The organism is Halpernia sp., assembly GCF_048269545.1.
Classification (GTDB): domain Bacteria; phylum Bacteroidota; class Bacteroidia; order Flavobacteriales; family Weeksellaceae; genus Halpernia.
Genome location: NZ_JBLXIJ010000007.1, coordinates 24,682 through 42,766, shown reverse-complemented (window position 1 = coordinate 42,766; position 18,085 = coordinate 24,682). Strand labels below are relative to the sequence as shown.

Here is an 18,085-nt window from a genome sequence, read left to right as displayed (position 1 = left end):
CTCAGTTATATTTAAATTTTTTTTAAACCGCCTTCGGGCGGTTTTTTTATTTCCTTATCTTTGTACAGCGAAATTTTAAACTATGAATATTAAAGAACAACTTCAAAAATGTATTGAAGAAATAATAATTTCTCTTTTTCAAGTAAAAGATATAAAACTTGAAGTTCAAGACAATAAAACCACTTTTGAAGGAGATTATACTATTGTTATTTTCCCATTAGTAAAAATTGCCAAGAAAAAACCAGAAGAAGTGGGACTTCTTTTAGGAAATGAACTTTTGATTAAAACAGATTTTGTTGAAAACTTCACTGTTGTAAAAGGTTTTCTAAATGTAAATATTAAAGAAAGCTATTTCTTGAATCAATTAAATTTTATTGATTCAGAATTGGATACTATTAATAATAGGTCTGAAAATGTAATGGTTGAATATTCTTCTCCAAATACGAACAAACCACTCCATTTAGGACATATTAGAAATAATTTGCTTGGCTTCTCTATAGCAAATATTTTAAGTGAAAATGGATATAATGTTATCAAAACGCAAGTAATTAATGACCGAGGAATTCATATTTGTAAATCAATGTTGGCTTGGGAGAAATTTGGTCAAGAGGAAACACCAGAATCTGAAAATTTAAAAGGAGATAAATTAGTTGGTAATTTTTATGTAAAATTTGATCAAGAATATAAAAAACAAATTGCAGAATTAGTCGCAAAAGGATTAGATGAAGAATCTGCGAAAAAACAAGCACCATTAATTTTAGAAGCTCAAGAAATGCTTTTAAAATGGGAGAAAAATGATTTAAAAGTTCGAGAATTATGGGAGAAAATGAACTCTTGGGTTTACAAAGGATTTGAAGAAACTTATAAAAATTTAGGTGTCAATTTTGATCAGGTTCAATATGAAAGTAAAACCTATATTTTAGGGAAAGACATTATTCAAGAAGGTTTAAACAAAAATATTTTTTATAAAAAAGAAGATGGTTCTATTTGGTGCGATCTTTCTGATGAAGGTTTAGGTGAAAAATTACTTTTGCGCTCTGATGGAACTTCCGTTTATATGACGCAAGATTTAGGAACCGCAGTTCAAAGATTTAAAGAAAATAATATTTCAAAATTAATTTACACAGTGGGGAATGAGCAAGATTATCATTTCCAAGTTCTATTTTTAATTTTAAAAAAATTAGGCTATTCTTGGGCAAATCATCTCTATCATTTATCTTATGGAATGGTAGAATTACCAGAAGGTAAAATGAAATCCCGCGAAGGAACTGTTGTTGATGCGGATGATTTAATGCATGAAATGGTTGAAACCGCCAAATCTAAAGCACAAGAATTAGGTAAACTAGAAAATTTATCTCCAGAAGAAAAAGAAAATTCTTACAAAACGGTTGGTTTAGGTGCATTGAAATATTTTATGTTAAAAATTGATCCCAAAAAGAAAATGCTTTTCAATCCGGTAGAAAGTATCGATTTTCAAGGAAATACAGGTCCATTTATTCAATATACTTTTGCTAGAATTCAATCGCTTTTAAGCAAAGCAAAGTATAATGAAAATCAACAAATAAGTCCTGATATTGAAATTAACTCTTTTGAAAAGGAACTCATACTTCAACTTTCAAATTATAAAGAAACGGTTGCAAAAGCTGCGGAAACTTTAAGTCCGGCGCAAGTTGCAAATTATGTTTATGAATTGGTAAAAACCTATAATTCATTTTATCAGAACAATAATATTATGAATCTGGAAGATGAAAATGAGAAACAATTTAAGTTAAAACTATCATCAATTACGGCAAAAACCATCAAAAAATGTTTGTTCTTACTTGGAATTGGCGTTGTAAATAGAATGTAAGATTTTATGCAAATCGATTTTCAAAATTTTAATCTTGATAAACTGTCTCCCAAAAATGAGTTTGAGTGCGAAGTTGTCAATTTTATAAAACTTTGGTTTTCGGAAGAAAAATATGTTTCAGTAAAAACTTCCGGTTCTACAGGAATGCCCAAAATCATTCAAGTTGAGAGAGAGAAAATGTGCATTTCTGCAAAAATGACTTGTGATTTTTTAAATTTAAAAGAAGGAAATTCTGCTTTACTTTGTTTGCCAATTGAATATATTTCTGGGAAAATGATGATTGTAAGAGCCATTGAAAGAAAATTGAAAATTTATGTAGAAAATTCTTCTTTAAAACCACTAAAAAATTTCTCAAAAAAAATTGATTTTTGTGCAATGACGCCTTTGCAAGTTGAAAATTCTTTAGATAAAATTCATCTTATCAAAAAATTAATTATCGGTGGTGCAAAAGTTTCAGAGCATTTAAAATTTAAAATATCTCAAATCTCAAATCTCACACGAGGCGAAGCCGAACTGAGCGGAACTAAATCTCAAATCTACGAAACCTATGGAATGAGCGAAACGCTTTCTCACATTGCTTTAAAGGAAATTTTTCCAATTAACGAAAATTATTTCACTGTCATTGCGAGAAACGAAGCAATCTCACGTTTTAATAATATTGAAATTTCAAAAGATGAAAGAAATTGTTTGCAAATTTTCGCACCAATGTTAAATTCTGAAGTTTTAAAAACCAACGATATTGTAGAAATAAAAAATGAAAATCAGTTTAAATTTATTGGTCGTGCAGATTTTATTATTAATTCTGGAGGTTTAAAAATTTCACCTGAAGTTTTAGAAAAATTAGTTAAAAAATCTATTCCTAATGAACTTATTTTTGTTGGAATTAAAGATGAGATTTTAGGAGAAAAATTGGTTTTAGTAATTGAAGGAGAAAAGCAAAATCAGATTTTAGAAAAATTAAAAGAGATAAATTTCCCGAGCAAAAATCACAAACCGAAAGAAGTTGTATTTTTAAAAGAATTTCCACGCTCAGAAACTGGAAAAATTTTGAGATTTGAAATTAAAAAAACAATCGAAAATAATGATTGATTTTTCCACAGAATTATTTTACAAAACTTCCCGCAGTAGCGGTGCGGGCGGACAAAACGTGAATAAAGTAGAAACCGCAGTCACCGTAATGTGGAAAGGCGGAGAAAGTCAATTTTTTTCTGGCTTTCAAAAATCTAGAATTTATGACAAATTAATCAATAGAATCAATTCTGAAGGCATTTTACAACTCACAGTTTCGGAAACACGAACGCAATTTCAAAATAAAAAACTAGCCACAGAGAAAATTTTGGATTTAGTGAATTCGGCTTTAGTTATTCCCAAAAAAAGACTGAAAACAAAACCTTCAAAAGCAAAAATCCAAAAACGCTTAAACGATAAGAAAAAACTATCGGAGAAAAAAGTCAATCGAAATTTCCGCGGAGATTAAAATCTCCTAGGTTTTACTTTGCTAAAGTTTTCCGAAATGTGATTGTACTTTGGCAAAGTTTTTTGTCATTGGTTACGACGAATCTACCATTTCAGAAGGTAGCAAAGCGAAGTGAAGATCTGTTTTTTTATCAAAAACTTTCTGTATTCCACTTTGCCAAAGTTTTCCGAAATGTGATTGTACTTTGGCAAAGTTTTTTGTCATTGACTACGACGAATCTACCATTTCAGAAGGGCGCAAAGCGAAGTGAAGAATCTGTTTTTTTATCAAAAACTTTCTGTATTCCACTTTGCCAAAGTTTTCCGAAATGTGATTGTACTTAGTCAAAGTTTTTTGCTTGGTGAAAACCTTGAAAGTTTGAATTTAATCACAATTCTTCCAAAGGATTCCAAAAGATTTTTCTAAAATTCTGAATTTTATTGCCTTTAACTTCTACGCCTTCTTCGGATAATTTTTTAATAAATTTTTCCAAACAACTTGCGGTGATAAAACCCGAAGAATTACAAACCCGATGCGCCGGAAAATTTTCCTCATAATTTCGCAAAGCATTTCCCACATGTCGAGAATAATTTGGTAAACCTACCGCTTTTGCAATCGCACCGTAAGAAGTCACTCTTCCTTTTGGGATTAATTTTATGATTTCAAAAACTTGTTCTTTGAAAAGGGGATTCATATTCAAATTTAGAATTTAACTTTAATAACGTCCGGCTCGGCTTTGTCGTCGTTCCCTCGCTACCGTACGAATCCTTTCGTGTGGTCATTCTTAAAAATTAGAAAATAATTAAATAAAAGTATTTTGTTGAATTATTTTGACCACACGATGCAATCGTGCGGCAGCGGTGTTTTCAGTTAATTATCTTTCACTTCTAAAAGATTACCATCATAGTCAAATGTTCCAGTCGCCTTACCTAAAACTTTTGCGCCAAAGGAATTTTTTCCACGATATATCATGGTCGCAATTACTTCATTTTTTTTATACGCAAAAGTAGTTGAAACGTGTTCATAACTATCTGGATCATTCATTGCTTTTTTTATAGTTCTTTCCAGTTTTGGATTGGATCCATCCCAAGCAGAAATATTTTTTTTTGCGAACTCTAATTCTTTGATATTCTTAATTTCGATATTAATTTCCTCCTTTTGAATTTTGGTTAAATTTTTATTTTCAAGTTCTTTTTCTAGCTTCGAAACTTGTTCAACTACACTTAATTCGTTAAATTTTTTGTTTTGTAGTTTAGCTGAATCGATTTTCTGTTCTTGTGTTTTTACCTTTTCTGATAGTAAGAAATCTTCATTAGTACTTTCTGTATTTATTTTTTCTGTTTTAGGTGAAATAATGGCGCCGATTACACCAATAAAGAATAATAGACCTGCTATTATTAAAAATATTTTTAAACAACCACTTTTTTTCTTTGCAGGAACATCTTTAATATTTTGAATTTGATTTTGATATTTTTGTCCAGTAGAAGATGAATCTAATATTTGTTTTTTTTTATTTTCAAATTCTTCAATTGTTAAAATTCCTTTTTCTTTTAACTCATTAAGTTTTTCTAAATCTGATAAATCTGTATTCATTTTTCTACTTTTTCTTTGGTGTGGTATTTTTACGCTGTCGTATAACGTCCGGCTCGGCTTTGTCGTCGTTCTGAAAGGGAAGTTGGAGACTTCTTTTTCGGAATGCGTCAAAGGCGACTGTTGGGAAAACGTCGTGCGAAAGCAACGATGGTTTCCCGACGGTCGGCGCAACCGGGCCGGACGTTGGAGAAAAATCGTCCCAAAGGGCGATTTTTCTCCAACTTGTATATATGTCTGACAAAATCAGACCTATACAACCATTTTTGGGTGGCTTGGTCTGACTAATGCCATCCTTTATTAATAAATCAAATATAACAAAATAGTTTTAATGAAAATTACGGAAAACCGTAAAGAGAGAAATAATTTTTTATCGAAACTTTCTTCCCTTCAAAAGAAAAACTACTCGAAATTCTACCCGATGGCGCGGATTTATAATCCGTGACTATAATTTGTTTTAAAGTAAAATTAGTAATTTTTTGTTTTGTTTTCTTTGGAGAAATTTTTTTGAAATGTTTTATGCTTATCATTTCTTAATTTTGTCACAGATTATAAATCCGCGCCATCGGGTCAATTACTATTCAACTTTATATGCAGTAATTTCGTTATACTGAAAAAATTTATCATAAAATTTTAGTGGAATATTTTGTATAATTTTCTTTTTGTACTCATTAGGTGAAATGTAAATTATAGTTTTTTCTCCATTTTTCTTTAAATTATAATATTTAGACTTGTTTTTTGAAAAATCAATTGGCGAAAAATCAAATTTTGGATATTCATACAAATGAAACCAAACTTCATTAATATTTCTACCAATCGTTTCATAATCCTTAAAAGTTCCTACAATTTTCACATATCCATATTTCTGAATTTGCGTTAGGTTATCTTCACTTTGTTTTATAAATGAATTTCGAGTAAAAATAAAAAAATAAATTCCAAAACTAAATATTAATGTAGGAATAAAGTAATTCCAATAATTTATTGTTTTATCGGGAAATCTTGAGTAATTTTTTTTACAATATTTAATAAAAGAATCGTAATTTTCTTCTTCGTTTTTAAATAATGTCACTCTTTTACTAAGAAATTTAATTTCAAGTTTCAGCGTTTGAAATTTATTATTCATCGTATCTTTTCCCGCAAAGTAGGTTTCTGAATATGTGATTTTATTGTTTGGGATTATTTTAGTTTTGCCAAATACATTTTTAAATTCTGTAGTATTTTCAAAAATTTTGATAGTATAAACATTTGTAAGTGAGAAATAAATAACATTTCCCAATATCACAAAAAAGATTGGAAGATTAGTTAAATCAAAAACTCCGTTTCTGAATAATATTATTGGAAGACCAATAATTGAGATGAATAAAGGAATACTGAATCTGTTATTGAAGATTCTTTTTTTAAATTCAAATTTTATTTTTTTGACGCTCATTTTGCTTGCAGATAACTTATACATATTTAGCCAATTTTAGTTAGCTATGTTTGACTGTCGTCATACTTTACATATAGTAAATATAAAAAATAATTATCATTAAAAATATAGGCTTTTTCTAACCTAAACTTTAAAATACGAAAACCAATTCTTCCCGTCGAAAGAAAAACAACCCAAAATTCTAGCCCCGATTGCAGAGGAAATCCTGTTATTGCGTGCGTGAAAGTTCGACAGATTGCTTCGTTCCTCGCAATGACAGATTGTAACGGAGGCGTGTATAATATTTCAAAGAAGCGAAAACCGTCTTGCTCCCAAAATTTTAAAATATTATCTTTGTTAAAATTTAAAAAAATGAGCAAACCGATTACGGAATTTATAGAAAAATATTATCTGCATTTCAACTCTGCGGCTTTGGTAGACGCTTCAAAAGGTTATGTGGCGCATCTTAAAGATGGCGGAAAAATGATGATTACTTTAGCGGGCGCAATGTCCACTGCAGAGATAGGAAAAATTTTAGCGGAAATGATTCGTCAAGATAAAGTGGATATTATTTCTTGCACTGGCGCAAATTTAGAAGAAGATTTAATGAATTTGGTGGCGCATTCGCATTACGAGAGAGTGCCACATTACAGGGATTTGACGGCGCAAGATGAATGGAATTTATTAGAAAAAGGTTTAAACAGAGTTACAGATACTTGTATTCCGGAAGAGGAAGCGTTCCGACGTTTGCAAAAACATATTGTTGAAATTTGGAAAGATGCAGAAGCGAAAGGAGATCGTTTTTTCCCACACGAATATATGTACCAAATGCTTTTATCCGGCGTTTTAGAACAATATTATGAAATCCCAAAAGAGAATTCTTGGATGCTTGCTGCGGCGGAAAAAAATCTGCCAATTGTAGTTCCAGGTTGGGAAGATTCTACGATGGGAAATATTTTTTCCAGTTATTGTATCAAAGGTGAATTGAAACCTTCCACAATGAAATCTGGAATTGAATATATGATGTATTTAGCAGATTGGTATCCAAAAAATTCTGGCGGAAAAGGTGTTGGTTTTTTCCAAGTTGGTGGTGGAATTGCGGGAGATTTCCCAATTTGCGTGGTTCCAATGTTATACCAAGATATGGAAATGACGGATATTCCTTTTTGGTCTTATTTCTGTCAGATTTCTGATTCTACAACTTCTTACGGTTCTTATTCTGGAGCAGTTCCTAACGAGAAAATCACTTGGGGAAAATTAGATATTCACACACCAAAATATATTGTAGAAAGTGACGCCACGATTTGTGCGCCGTTGATGTTTTCTTATATTTTGGAGAATTCTTAAAAGAGATTTGAGAACTGAAATTTGAGATTTGAGATTTTCGAAAAATAAACTAAAAAAATCCGTTCAAAATTTTGAACGGAATTTTTATTATTTATTATCAATTACCAATTACTAATTTCCTAAAACCTAAAACCTAAAATCGCTTTAAACCTCTTTTCCTGTATAAAAATTATAATCTTTAATTATCGTTTGTATAAACTGTCGTTCAGTAAAATCTCGCGGATCGATTTGTAATTTTAAAATATCTTTAATTTTATTGGAGAGTTTCGTCATCAGTTGTCGGTCATCAATTTTCATAGCTTTCTGGAAATTTTCTTTAATAATTCTAATATCATTATCATTTAAAGAAACAACTGTTGGAAAAGTTGGAATATAATCTTCTTTCAAATTTTCTAAAATCGTGTGTGAAATATTCACTTTATTTTTTAAAGTAATCACCGCAGTTCCTGCAACCATATCTCCCAACCTTTGGTTGTTTTTAGAAACTATAATTGTAATTAATGCAATCACGCCAGAATTGGTGAAAACGTCAATTAAACGGAAAAACCAACGCATTAAATAATCGCTAAAACCCGCTTGATAACCGTCGATTTTCACCACTCTTATTTTCAATAATTTTTTTCCAAAAGTTTGACCTTCCATTAAACTTTCTAAAACCAAAGTATAAATAATTGTCGGAAAAAGTAGAAGAATAATGATGGTTCCTTTTGACCATTCATCTAAACCAGAAAGAAAAGCATCGAGATGTAAGAGTTTAAAAAATAAATAAAAAATTACTAAAGTATAAGCAATTTTGATTGCCATATCTACAAAAAATGCTAAAATTCTTTCACCCACGCTTGCTGTTGTGAAATTAATATTAACATTTTGAGAAGTGTTGATTGCAATTTGCGACATATTTTATATTTTAGCAGAAGATATGAGAGAGGTTGCGTTTATCAAACAAAATAAAGAAAAATGGTTGGGAATTGAGCAAATCATCAGTGGAAAAATTAAAAAAAATCCCGATGATCTTTCTTCAGTTTATATCAATCTTGTAAATGATCTTTCTTTTGCGCAAACTTATTATCCTAAAAGTAAAGTTTTAATTTATTTAAACCATCTTTCTTCGCAAATTTTTCAGCAAATCTACAAAACGAGGCGCATCGAGAAAAACCGGTTTTTACACTTTTTTAAAACTGAAGTTCCGCTACTTGTCTATCAATACAGAAGGTATATGTTTTATGCCTTTGTTTTTTTTATACTTTTCACAGCAATTGGATTTATTTCTTCCTTTTATGATAAAGATTTCCCACGTTTACTTTTGGGAGATTCTTATGTAAATATGACGATTGAAAATATTAAAAAAGGAAATGCAGTCGGCGTTTATGGAAGTGGAACCAATTGGGGATCCGCTTTTGGAATTATTTTTAATAATTTAATGGTCGGTTCCAAAATGTATATTTATGGAATTTTCGGCGGCGTCGGAAGTTTATATGCACTTCTTCGAAATTCTGTAATGCTCGGTGCGTTTCAATATTTCTTCCAAACACAAGGCGCACTTTTAGATAGCGCTCGCGGAATTTGGTTACACGGCGTTTTCGAAATTTTCAGTATGGTAATTGAAACTATGGCGGGTTTAATTTTAGGCGCTTCCATTTTATTTCCCAAAACTTTGAGCCGTTTTAATTCCTTTAAAATTGGATTTAAAGACAGTTTTAAAATCTTTCTTTCTACCGTTCCCTTTACAATTGTAGCAGGACTTATCGAAGGTTTCATAACTAGATATGCTTTGCAAATGCCCGTTTTTTTAAATTTAATTATAATTTTCGGCACGCTTTCAATTATTGTTTATTATTATTTTATATATTCCAGAATTCGTTATAAAAAACTTTACCAAAATGCAATTTTACCAGAAGAGAGATTTCAGTTTACTGATAAGTGATACCTTTAATTTTTTTAAAATTTATGGCAAAAATTATTTTAAAAATTATTTGGCGCTAAACGGCACTTTGCTTTTGCTTTTAGTGGTTTTATATGTTGTAGGATATAAAAGTATTTTTGCTCAAATTTTCTCCGGAAATGTAGAAGGACAATCTTATTATTTTGAACAATATTTTCAAGAAAATTCAGGAGTAATGGTGGTTTTTGGCTTGTTGTTTTTACTGCTTGGTTTGGCTTGTGTGTTTTTAATTTACACTTTTCCCGTGCTTTATATGAAGCGACTTGCGGAAACTGGAGATCCAAATATTACATCCAATCAACTTTTGGCAGATTTTAAAAAACACATTTGGAAATTTATAAAATTTGTAGTCGGAATGTTTATAATTATGCTTCCATTGACTGCGATTTTAATGACCATTTCATTTTTCTTAATGTTCATTATCATTGGATTTTTTCTATTAATTTTACTTTTCCCAGCTTTAGCAAATGTGGTAAATCTTACACTTTTTCATTATTTTAATACCAATAATGGATTTTTTGCTTCTTTAAGTTATGGTTTTAAAGCGCAATTTTCTTATTCAAACAAACGAATAAAATCACCTTTTTGGAAATATTGGGCGTCATCTCTGGTAATGTATATGATTGTACAAACCGTTTCCAGCGTTTTAATTTTTATTCCGATGGTTATAATGGGCGTTTCAGTTCTTACCGTTCCCACACAAAATGAGCCCGAAGCAATGAAGAATTTTTTTAATGGCGGAATGGGAATTTTATTTTTTGTTTTTTACGCTATTTCTATTCTTTGCTCTTTTGTTTTGATGAACGCCAATTACATAAATGCCGGTTTAATTTATTATGACAGCCGATTAGATTTACATAGAAACGAAGATTTTACAGAAATTGAAAGCATTGGTGTAAATGAAATTTAAATTTATTTTCTTTACTTTTTTTATTTTTTATTCCAGTTTTTCGGCGCAGGAAGGTACTTTACCTGAGAATGTGAAAACAGTTTTGGATACTTTGCACCAATCTAAAAAAGAAATGCTTCCTGCAGATTCTCTTTTAAAAAGAAATTATAAAACCGAAAACACGGTTTACCCAAGAAATTTCAGGGATAATTTTCAAAGAAAATACAAAGGAAAAGATTTTGATTATTCTATTCTAAAACCTCACGAATCTTTATGGGAACGAATTAAGAGAAATGTAAGTAGAATTCTAAGTAAAATTTTTGGTGATTTAGATCCATTAACTGCGAATCGATATACCTTAAATATTTTGCGGATTTTAGGCGTTATTGCTTTGGGTTTTCTTCTTTACTATTTAATTAAATATCTTAATTCTAAAAGCGGTAATTTCTTTTTTGGTAAGAAAAATAAAAAATTAGCGCCTAATTCTGGTGAAATTATTGATAATATTCATGAGATAAATTTTCCAGAATTAATTCAAAAATTTGAAATTGAAAAAAACTTTCGTTCTGCAATTAGATACCGTTTTTTATCGGTTTTAAAATCTCTTTCAGATAAAAATAAAATTATTTGGATGCCCGAAAAAACCAACCAAGATTATGTTTCCGAATTAAAAGATGAAACTTCAAAAAACCAATTTTTAGAACTGGCTTATATTTTTGATTACGTTTGGTACGGCGAGTTTTCAATCTCCCAAAATGATTATGAATATTACAAAGAAAAATTTCTAATCACCAAATTTTAATGAGTAAAACTTTTAAAATATATGCTGTTTTATTTCTTGTAATCGCTGTTTTACTCGGCGTTTTAGAGCTGAGTAAAAAAGAAGTAATCGATTGGCGGAAGAATTTTGATATTAATCAAAAAAGTCCGTTTGGTTTGTATGTTTTCGACCACGAAATTAATCAGCTATTGAATAATGAAGTTACAAAATCTGAAAAATCTCCTTTCGCATTTTATGGACAAAATACCAAAATATTACCGCATAATATTCTTTTAATTCAGCAAAATTTAGACAAAAGTTCTGCCGAAAAATTATTAGCGGAAGTTAATAAAGGTTCAGATGCCATTATAATCAATCAACATTTCCCGAAATTTTTAGAAAAACAATTAAAATTTTTAACAACGGTCGTTAATTACGAAGATAAAAATGTTCTGAAATTAACCGATACAAAATTTAAAAATGACACTGTTTTTATTGATAAATTTCCTTCCAGTAATGGCTTTTATTATTTAAGTTCAGAAAATGAAATTTTAGGTAAATCAGATTATTATAAAAGTGAATTACAAGCCAATTTTATTAAAATAAATTACGGAAAAGGTCATGTTTATTTACATTCTGAACCTTTGGTTTTAACTAATTATTATCTTTTAAAACCAGAAAATAAAAAATATATAGAAGACATATTCTCTTATTTACCACAGAGAAAAACGGTTTGGTTTGTAGATTCAAAATCTGCAGATTCGGAAGCTGCAAGTTCGCCGCTTCGTTTTATTTTGGCAAATCCAGCTTTACGATATGCGTGGTATTTGCTTTGGGTTGGATTAATTTTATTTGTTATTTTTAATGTTAAAAGAAAACAGAGAATTGTCCCAATCATTGAACCTCTTAAAAATACTTCTGTAGATTTTGTAAAAAGCATCGGGAATTTATATTTACAGGAAGGCGATTTTCATGATATGATGGCGAAGAAATCGCGATATTTTCTGCATCGTGTAAGATTAGATTTAATGATTGACACTAAAGAATTGGATGAGAATTTTGCTCAAAAAATACATTTAAAAACGGGTAAAAATTTAGAAAAAATTAAAGAAGTTTTGGTTTTAATTAAAAAAAGCCAAGATCCATATTCTTCTGTAATGAAAGAAGATTTGCATACTTTAAATAAAATTTTAGATGAAATTTTGCCACAATAAAATGAATTAAACCATTAAGATTCATAAAGGTGATAAGAAAATTAAGTTGTATGTTAAACTCTGCTAAGTGAAACGTCTTTGCGAACTTAACAAAAGAGTGAAAAGCAGTTTAGAAGTAAAACTCTTTGCGAACTTTGCGTTAAAAATTAGACAGAATCAAAGTAAATAAAAATAAAAAATCCAAAATTATGGAAGAAGAAAATATAAATCCGCAGTTTGAATCCCGATTAGAAATGACGGAATTACGTCATAATTTACAATTGGTAAAAGACGAAATCGCGAAAGTAATTGTAGGCCAAGAAAAAATGGTAGAACATCTTTTGGCGGCTTTGCTTTCCAACGGACATGTTTTGATAGAAGGTGTTCCGGGCGTTGCGAAAACAATTACGGCGAAACTTTTGGCGAAAACAATTGCCGTAGATTTTAGCAGAATTCAGTTTACACCAGATTTGATGCCGTCTGATATTTTGGGAACTTCAATTTTTAATATTAAAAACTCTGAGTTTGAATTTAAAAAAGGACCGATTTTCTCCAATTTTGTTTTAATTGATGAAATTAATCGTTCTCCTGCAAAAACGCAAGCTGCACTTTTTGAAGTGATGGAAGAACGCCAGATCACGATGGACGGAACGGAATATAAAATGGACGAACCGTTTTTAGTTGTGGCTACACAAAATCCTATTGAGCATGAAGGAACTTACAGACTTCCAGAAGCGCAACTTGACCGCTTTTTATTTAAAATAAATGTCGGTTATCCAGATTTGGATCAAGAAATTCAAATCATAAAAAATCAGCATGAAAGTAAATTGGATGATAAAACATCTGTTGTAAATTCTGTGATTTCTGCACAACAACTTTCGGATTATCAACATTTGGTAAAAGAAATAGTCGTTGAACCTCAACTTTTAGAATACATCGCAAAAATAATTGTGAACACCAGAGAAAATCAGTTTCTATATTTAGGCGCTTCTCCAAGAGCGAGTTTGGCTTTATTAAAGGCCTCAAAAGCATTTGCGGCAATCCGTGGAAGAGATTTTGTAACGCCAGAAGATATTAAAGATTCGTCTTTTGCAGTTCTACGCCACAGAGTTATGGTTTCGCCGGAACGCGAAATGGAAGGTTTGACTGCAGATGAAATAATTAGACAGATTTTAGAAAGTATTGAAATTCCGAGATAATATTTAAGGAAAAATGAAAAAAGTAAAAGTGTGAAGAACATCGCTTTGTCATTCTGCAGGAATCTCACCGCTGCAAAAAAAGTGCTTAGATTCCTACGGAATGACAAAATTGGAAATAAATATTAATATAAAATTAATTAGGCTTTTGTAAATCTATTTGCGTAAAAAAATCTTTGCGAACATTGCGTATCAACATTGTGGCTTTGCGTGAAAAATACTTATAAAAAAATGAAAAATCTATTCCTAAATAACCGTTTATTTTTCATGCTTTGCGGTGTGGGATTTCTCTATGTTTTAGGTTTTTTCTTTCCAGCTTTGTTAGTTGTGGCGCATCTTTTTTTAATATTAACTTTTTTGGCTTTTATATTAGATTATTTATTTTTATTTAATCCAGAAAAAACCATTTCTGCGGTTCGTGTTTTACCTGAGAAACTTTCAAACGGCGATGAAAACGAAGTGAAATTAGATGTAAAAAACAACTATAACTTCACGATTAAAGTCAAAATCATTGATGAAATTCCTTTTCAATTTCAAATCCGCGATTTTTTAATTTTAAAAGAAATTCTGCCAAATCGAAATATTTTATTAAACTATTTTCTCACGCCAAAAGAACGCGGCGAATATAATTTTGGAAATTTAAATGTATTTGTTCAAACTAAATTAGGTTTCGTTTCCCGCCGTTTTACTTTCCAGAAAGATGAGAATTTACCGAGTTATCCGTCATTCATTCATCTTCGAAAATACGAATTGATGGCTTTGCAAAATGAATTTTTATTGGGTGGAATAAAAAAAATTAGAAAACTTGGACATACGATGGAATTTGAGCAAATCAAAGATTATGTTCCGGGAGATGATATTAGAACCATCAATTGGAAAGCGACCGGAAAGCGAAATCAATTGATGGTGAATCAATTTCAAGATGAAAAAGCGCAACGGATTTTTATGTTAATTGACAAAGGAAGAACAATGCAAATGCCTTTTAATGGACTAAGTTTGCTAGATTATTCTATAAATGCAACAATGGCTTTAAGCCACATTATCTTAAAAAAATCGGATCGCGCAGGAATGATGACTTTTTCTAAAAAAACTGAGAATAAAATTGCAGCTGAAAATAAAAACGGACAATTGCGCAAAATTTCTGAAGCACTTTATAATATTAAAACCAATTTTTACGAAAGTGACTTCAACCGATTGTATCAAGATTTAAAAAATTCGGTTTCGCAACGAAGCTTGCTGCTGCTTTTCACTAATTTTGAAACTCTGGACGCTGTAAATCGGCAAATGAAATATTTGCGAGGCATTGCAAAAAACCACGTTTTGGTAGTTGTCTTTTTTAAAAATTCTGAATTGCAAGAACTCATCCACAAAAATCCTGAAAATATGCAGGAAATTTATGATGAAATTATCGCAGAAAAATTTGAATTTGAAAAGAAATTGATTATTCAAGAATTGAGAAAATATGGTATTTACAGTATTTATACAGCACCAGAAAATTTAAATATTGAAGTAATTAATAAATATTTGGAGATTAAAGCGAGGGGGATTTTGTAAGAAATAATTAATTTAATATTTTTTTTAAAACTAATTTTCCAAATAATCGGGAATTATTTTTTCTTTATTCAAACCACTCAAAAGATTTCTTGGTTGTAACATTTTTGCAACGGTAGAAGTCCATCCAGTTTGGTGTGACGCGCCTAAACCTTTTCCGGTATCGCCATTAAAATATTCATTAAATAAAATATAATCTTTAAAATAAGGATCTTGGTTAAATTTTTCTACACCGCCATTAAATGGCCGATTACCTTTTTCATCTTTTAGAAATAAATTACAAAGACGCTTACTTATTTTTTCTGAAATTTCATTTAAATTAAAATATTGGTCGCTGTGTGTAGGAAATTCCACTTGAATATTATCGCCATAATAATAATGGAATCTTTGTAAACTTTCTACAATAAGAAAATTGATTGGAAACCAAATGGGTCCTCGCCAATTACTGTTTCCACCAAACATTGAACTGTCGCTTTCTGCGGGAGTGTAATGCACCACGTATTCTCGGTCATGTACAGTGAAAACAAAAGGATTTTTTTCATAAATTTTTGACATGGCTCGAATTCCGTAATCACTTAAAAATTCTTCTTCACAAAGCATTCTGTGGAGAACTTTGGTTAATCTGGTTTTTCGTAAAATACTTAAAAGATGTTTTTTTCCAACGCCTTCTACTTCCCAATGTGAAACTAATTTTGTGAGTTCTGGTTTATTTCTCAAAACCCAATCCATTCTTTCTTTAAATTTTGGAAGTCGTTCAATCATTTCGTGATCAATAACTTCCACAGCAAACATTGGAATTAAACCCACAATACTTCTTAATTTTAATGAAATACTATCGCCGTCAGAAAGTTGTAGAACATCGTAAAAGAAACCGTCTTCTTCATTCCAAAGTCCATTTTTTCCTTCTCCGATATGTTCCATTGCATCTGCAATATAAAGATAGTGTTCAAAAAATTTGATTGCCATATCTTCGTAAACGTCGTTCTGCACTGCCAATTCCATCGCGATTCGCATCATATTTAGAGAATACATCGCCATCCAACTGGTTCCATCGGCTTGGTCTAAATGTTCACCATTTTTTAACTCCATATTTCGGTCAAAGGCACCGATATTATCTAAACCAAGAAATCCGCCACCAAAAAGATTATTTCCTTTGATGTCTTTTCGGTTCACCCACCAAGTAAAATTTAATAATAATTTTTGAAAAACACTTTCTAGAAATTTGATATCTGCTTTTCCATTAATATTTTCATCAATTTTAAAAACTCGAAAAACAGACCACGCATGAACGGGTGGATTTACGTCGCTCATATTCCATTCATAAGCAGGCATTTGTCCGTTTGGATGCATGTACCATTCTTTTGTCATTAAAGCCAATTGGTTTTTAGCAAAACCGGCATCAATCATTGAAAAAGAAACACAGTGAAACGCCAAATCCCAAGTTGCGTACCATGGATACTCCCATTTATCGGGCATTGAAATAATATCTTTATTGTGCAGATGTTTCCATTCTGTGTTGCGAACAAATCTATCAAAATTTCTTGGTGCTTCTAAATTTGGATCACCTTTCAACCATTTTGAAATATTGTAATGGTAAAATTGTTTGTTCCAAAGAAGTCCTGCAAACGCTTGTCGTTGAACATTTCTCTCATCTTCATCTGGAATATTTCTTTGCATATCTTCATAGAAATGATTGGCTTGGTTTTTTCTGATTTCAAATATTTCATCAAAATCATAAAATGCATCATTCATTTCGTGCGGAGAAAGTCGGAAGTCAAAGGATTTAGATTCTCCTGCTGCAATTTCTGTGTCAATATGAAAACAAGCTTTTGTTCCGATATTTTCTGGGTTTACGGTTTCTTTTCCATCGGTAATAAAATCATTAATTCCATCTTTAAAATAACCGGGCGTTTGTGGTAAGTTATAAATTTTGGAAACATTGGTTTCATTTTCGCAAAAAAGTGCTTCTGTACCAGGATTTCTTGCGTAAAACTTTTTTATAGAAATACTGTCATGTAAAATATCTATAACGTCTTTTTTTGATTTTTTTAGTTGAGGTTTATAATCATTATAACCCCAAATCCAATTATTTCGAAACCAAATTGTAGGTAAAATTACTAAGGGAGCATTTTCGTTACTTCTATTACAAGCGGTTACTCGAATGAAGATGTCATCTGGATCTACTTTGCAATATTCAATAAAGATATCAAAATATTTATTATCATTAAAAATTCCGGTATCGATTAATTCAAACTCTGGTTCAGTTTTATTTCTTCGCTCATTTTCTTCAATTAATTCTTCGTATGGAAATCTGTTAATTGGATATTTATAAACCATTTTCATATAACTGTGAGACGGTGTATTATCTAAATAATAGAATAATTCTTTTACATCTTCACCGTGATTTCCTTGGTAGTTAGAAACGCCGAAAAAGCGTTCTTTTACCATTTTGTCTTTTTTGTTCCAGAAAGAAAATGCAAAGCATAATAATTGTTTAGAATCGCTAATTCCTGCAATTCCTTCTTCTGCCCATCGATAAACTTTGCTTTCTGCTTCATCATGACTTGTAGATTCCCAAGCATTTCCATCATGACTATAATCTTCACGAACATTTCCCCACTGTCTGTTACTTACATAAGGTCCCCATTCCCGCCATTCGTCATTCTTTAATCTTTCATTTTCAGTTTTCATAAGCTTTTTCCAGTCGATTAATTTCTAAAAATATTTTACAAAATTACTGATTTTTAATAGAATTAAAATTCCTTTTAAGTTCGATAATTACTTCTTATTTTATCACTTTGAGTCATTATAGGATTTAAATTTATTTTTAGAATAATTAACTTATTTAATTTAATCTATTATAATTTTAATTAAATACTTACTATATTTGCAACAGATTTGTTC

At 30.5% G+C, this 18,085-nt stretch carries 16 protein-coding genes; 10 read left to right on the top strand and 6 right to left on the bottom strand.

Annotated features, from left to right (window positions below; translation table 11 throughout):
* Window positions 1-82: 82 nt before the first annotated feature.
* Genes argS through arfB form a run of 3 tightly spaced genes read left to right on the top strand, consistent with a single transcriptional unit; the run spans window position 83 to window position 3,326 of the window.
* Window positions 83-1,849 (top strand): arginine--tRNA ligase, encoded by a 1,767-nt coding sequence (gene argS, locus ACN0WB_RS09180; RefSeq protein ID WP_417431036.1) that lies wholly within the window; start codon window positions 83-85, stop codon window positions 1,847-1,849.
* Window positions 1,850-1,855: 6 nt separating this feature from the next.
* Entirely contained in the window at window positions 1,856-2,938 is a 1,083-nt protein-coding gene (locus tag ACN0WB_RS09175; protein WP_417431034.1) for a long-chain fatty acid--CoA ligase, read from the top strand.
* Window positions 2,931-3,326: an alternative ribosome rescue aminoacyl-tRNA hydrolase ArfB gene (gene arfB, locus ACN0WB_RS09170; RefSeq protein WP_417431032.1), complete on the top strand. Its 396-nt coding sequence runs from the start codon at window positions 2,931-2,933 to the stop codon at window positions 3,324-3,326. The genes ACN0WB_RS09175 and arfB overlap by 8 nt, the downstream gene beginning before the upstream one ends.
* Before the next feature lie 72 nt (window positions 3,327-3,398).
* On the opposite strand, the gene ACN0WB_RS09165 is transcribed toward arfB, so the two are convergent.
* The 4 genes from ACN0WB_RS09165 to ACN0WB_RS09150 form a co-directional block, all read right to left on the bottom strand.
* Window positions 3,399-3,530: a hypothetical protein gene (locus ACN0WB_RS09165; RefSeq protein ID WP_417431030.1), complete on the bottom strand. Its 132-nt coding sequence runs from the start codon at window positions 3,528-3,530 to the stop codon at window positions 3,399-3,401.
* Between the two features lie 163 nt (window positions 3,531-3,693).
* A complete protein-coding gene (locus ACN0WB_RS09160) occupies window positions 3,694-3,999 on the bottom strand; it encodes an MGMT family protein (RefSeq protein ID WP_417431028.1) in 306 nt (101 codons plus the stop codon).
* A 176-nt stretch (window positions 4,000-4,175) separates the two neighbouring features.
* On the bottom strand, window positions 4,176-4,898 hold the full coding sequence (locus ACN0WB_RS09155) for an SHOCT domain-containing protein (RefSeq protein WP_417431026.1): 723 nt from the start codon (window positions 4,896-4,898) through the stop codon (window positions 4,176-4,178).
* 574 nt (window positions 4,899-5,472) lie between these two features.
* Window positions 5,473-6,348 carry a hypothetical protein gene (locus ACN0WB_RS09150; RefSeq protein WP_417431024.1) on the bottom strand — a complete coding sequence of 292 codons (876 nt, stop codon included), beginning with the start codon at window positions 6,346-6,348 and terminating at the stop codon, window positions 5,473-5,475.
* 327 nt (window positions 6,349-6,675) lie between these two features.
* On the opposite strand from ACN0WB_RS09150, the gene ACN0WB_RS09145 reads away from it, so the two are divergent.
* Window positions 6,676-7,650 (top strand): deoxyhypusine synthase family protein, encoded by a 975-nt coding sequence (locus tag ACN0WB_RS09145; RefSeq protein WP_417431022.1) that lies wholly within the window; start codon window positions 6,676-6,678, stop codon window positions 7,648-7,650.
* Between the two features lie 144 nt (window positions 7,651-7,794).
* Here the strand turns inward: ACN0WB_RS09145 and ACN0WB_RS09140 are convergent, their stop codons facing one another.
* Complete coding sequence (locus tag ACN0WB_RS09140; RefSeq protein ID WP_417431020.1) at window positions 7,795-8,547, bottom strand: RDD family protein; 753 nt, start codon at window positions 8,545-8,547, stop codon at window positions 7,795-7,797.
* Between the two features lie 22 nt (window positions 8,548-8,569).
* On the opposite strand from ACN0WB_RS09140, the gene ACN0WB_RS09135 reads away from it, so the two are divergent.
* The 6 genes from ACN0WB_RS09135 (at window position 8,570) to ACN0WB_RS09110 (ending at window position 15,184) form a co-directional block, all read left to right on the top strand.
* Complete coding sequence (locus ACN0WB_RS09135; RefSeq protein WP_417431018.1) at window positions 8,570-9,574, top strand: stage II sporulation protein M; 1,005 nt, start codon at window positions 8,570-8,572, stop codon at window positions 9,572-9,574.
* Window positions 9,575-9,623: 49 nt separating this feature from the next.
* A complete protein-coding gene (locus ACN0WB_RS09130) occupies window positions 9,624-10,502 on the top strand; it encodes a DUF4013 domain-containing protein (RefSeq protein ID WP_417431016.1) in 879 nt (292 codons plus the stop codon).
* Window positions 10,492-11,283 carry a DUF4129 domain-containing protein gene (locus ACN0WB_RS09125; protein WP_417431014.1) on the top strand — a complete coding sequence of 264 codons (792 nt, stop codon included), beginning with the start codon at window positions 10,492-10,494 and terminating at the stop codon, window positions 11,281-11,283. Before ACN0WB_RS09130 ends, ACN0WB_RS09125 begins: the two co-directional genes overlap by 11 nt.
* Window positions 11,283-12,455 carry a DUF4350 domain-containing protein gene (locus tag ACN0WB_RS09120; RefSeq protein ID WP_417431012.1) on the top strand — a complete coding sequence of 391 codons (1,173 nt, stop codon included), beginning with the start codon at window positions 11,283-11,285 and terminating at the stop codon, window positions 12,453-12,455. Before ACN0WB_RS09125 ends, ACN0WB_RS09120 begins: the two co-directional genes overlap by 1 nt.
* 188 nt (window positions 12,456-12,643) lie before the next feature.
* On the top strand, window positions 12,644-13,633 hold the full coding sequence (locus ACN0WB_RS09115; protein ID WP_417431010.1) for an AAA family ATPase: 990 nt from the start codon (window positions 12,644-12,646) through the stop codon (window positions 13,631-13,633).
* A 228-nt stretch (window positions 13,634-13,861) separates the two neighbouring features.
* Entirely contained in the window at window positions 13,862-15,184 is a 1,323-nt protein-coding gene (locus ACN0WB_RS09110; RefSeq protein ID WP_417431008.1) for a DUF58 domain-containing protein, read from the top strand.
* Between the two features lie 30 nt (window positions 15,185-15,214).
* Here the strand turns inward: ACN0WB_RS09110 and ACN0WB_RS09105 are convergent, their stop codons facing one another.
* Complete coding sequence (locus ACN0WB_RS09105; RefSeq protein ID WP_417431006.1) at window positions 15,215-17,872, bottom strand: MGH1-like glycoside hydrolase domain-containing protein; 2,658 nt, start codon at window positions 17,870-17,872, stop codon at window positions 15,215-15,217.
* Between the last annotated feature and the right edge of the window lie 213 nt (window positions 17,873-18,085).

Excerpts from the sequence above, each read along its gene's own strand:
- argS (WP_417431036.1), top strand. The coding sequence starts at position 83 with ATGAATATTAAAGAACAACTTCAAAAATGTATTGAAGAAATAATAATT.
- ACN0WB_RS09175 (WP_417431034.1), top strand. The coding sequence starts at position 1,856 with ATGCAAATCGATTTTCAAAATTTTAATCTTGATAAACTGTCTCCCAAA.
- arfB (WP_417431032.1), top strand. The coding sequence starts at position 2,931 with ATGATTGATTTTTCCACAGAATTATTTTACAAAACTTCCCGCAGTAGC.
- ACN0WB_RS09165 (WP_417431030.1), bottom strand. The coding sequence starts at position 3,530 with ATGACAAAAAACTTTGCCAAAGTACAATCACATTTCGGAAAACTTTGG.
- ACN0WB_RS09160 (WP_417431028.1), bottom strand. The coding sequence starts at position 3,999 with ATGAATCCCCTTTTCAAAGAACAAGTTTTTGAAATCATAAAATTAATC.
- ACN0WB_RS09155 (WP_417431026.1), bottom strand. The coding sequence starts at position 4,898 with ATGAATACAGATTTATCAGATTTAGAAAAACTTAATGAGTTAAAAGAA.
- ACN0WB_RS09150 (WP_417431024.1), bottom strand. The coding sequence starts at position 6,348 with ATGTATAAGTTATCTGCAAGCAAAATGAGCGTCAAAAAAATAAAATTT.
- ACN0WB_RS09145 (WP_417431022.1), top strand. The coding sequence starts at position 6,676 with ATGAGCAAACCGATTACGGAATTTATAGAAAAATATTATCTGCATTTC.
- ACN0WB_RS09140 (WP_417431020.1), bottom strand. The coding sequence starts at position 8,547 with ATGTCGCAAATTGCAATCAACACTTCTCAAAATGTTAATATTAATTTC.
- ACN0WB_RS09135 (WP_417431018.1), top strand. The coding sequence starts at position 8,570 with ATGAGAGAGGTTGCGTTTATCAAACAAAATAAAGAAAAATGGTTGGGA.
- ACN0WB_RS09125 (WP_417431014.1), top strand. The coding sequence starts at position 10,492 with ATGAAATTTAAATTTATTTTCTTTACTTTTTTTATTTTTTATTCCAGT.
- ACN0WB_RS09120 (WP_417431012.1), top strand. The coding sequence starts at position 11,283 with ATGAGTAAAACTTTTAAAATATATGCTGTTTTATTTCTTGTAATCGCT.
- ACN0WB_RS09115 (WP_417431010.1), top strand. The coding sequence starts at position 12,644 with ATGGAAGAAGAAAATATAAATCCGCAGTTTGAATCCCGATTAGAAATG.
- ACN0WB_RS09110 (WP_417431008.1), top strand. The coding sequence starts at position 13,862 with ATGAAAAATCTATTCCTAAATAACCGTTTATTTTTCATGCTTTGCGGT.
- ACN0WB_RS09105 (WP_417431006.1), bottom strand. The coding sequence starts at position 17,872 with ATGAAAACTGAAAATGAAAGATTAAAGAATGACGAATGGCGGGAATGG.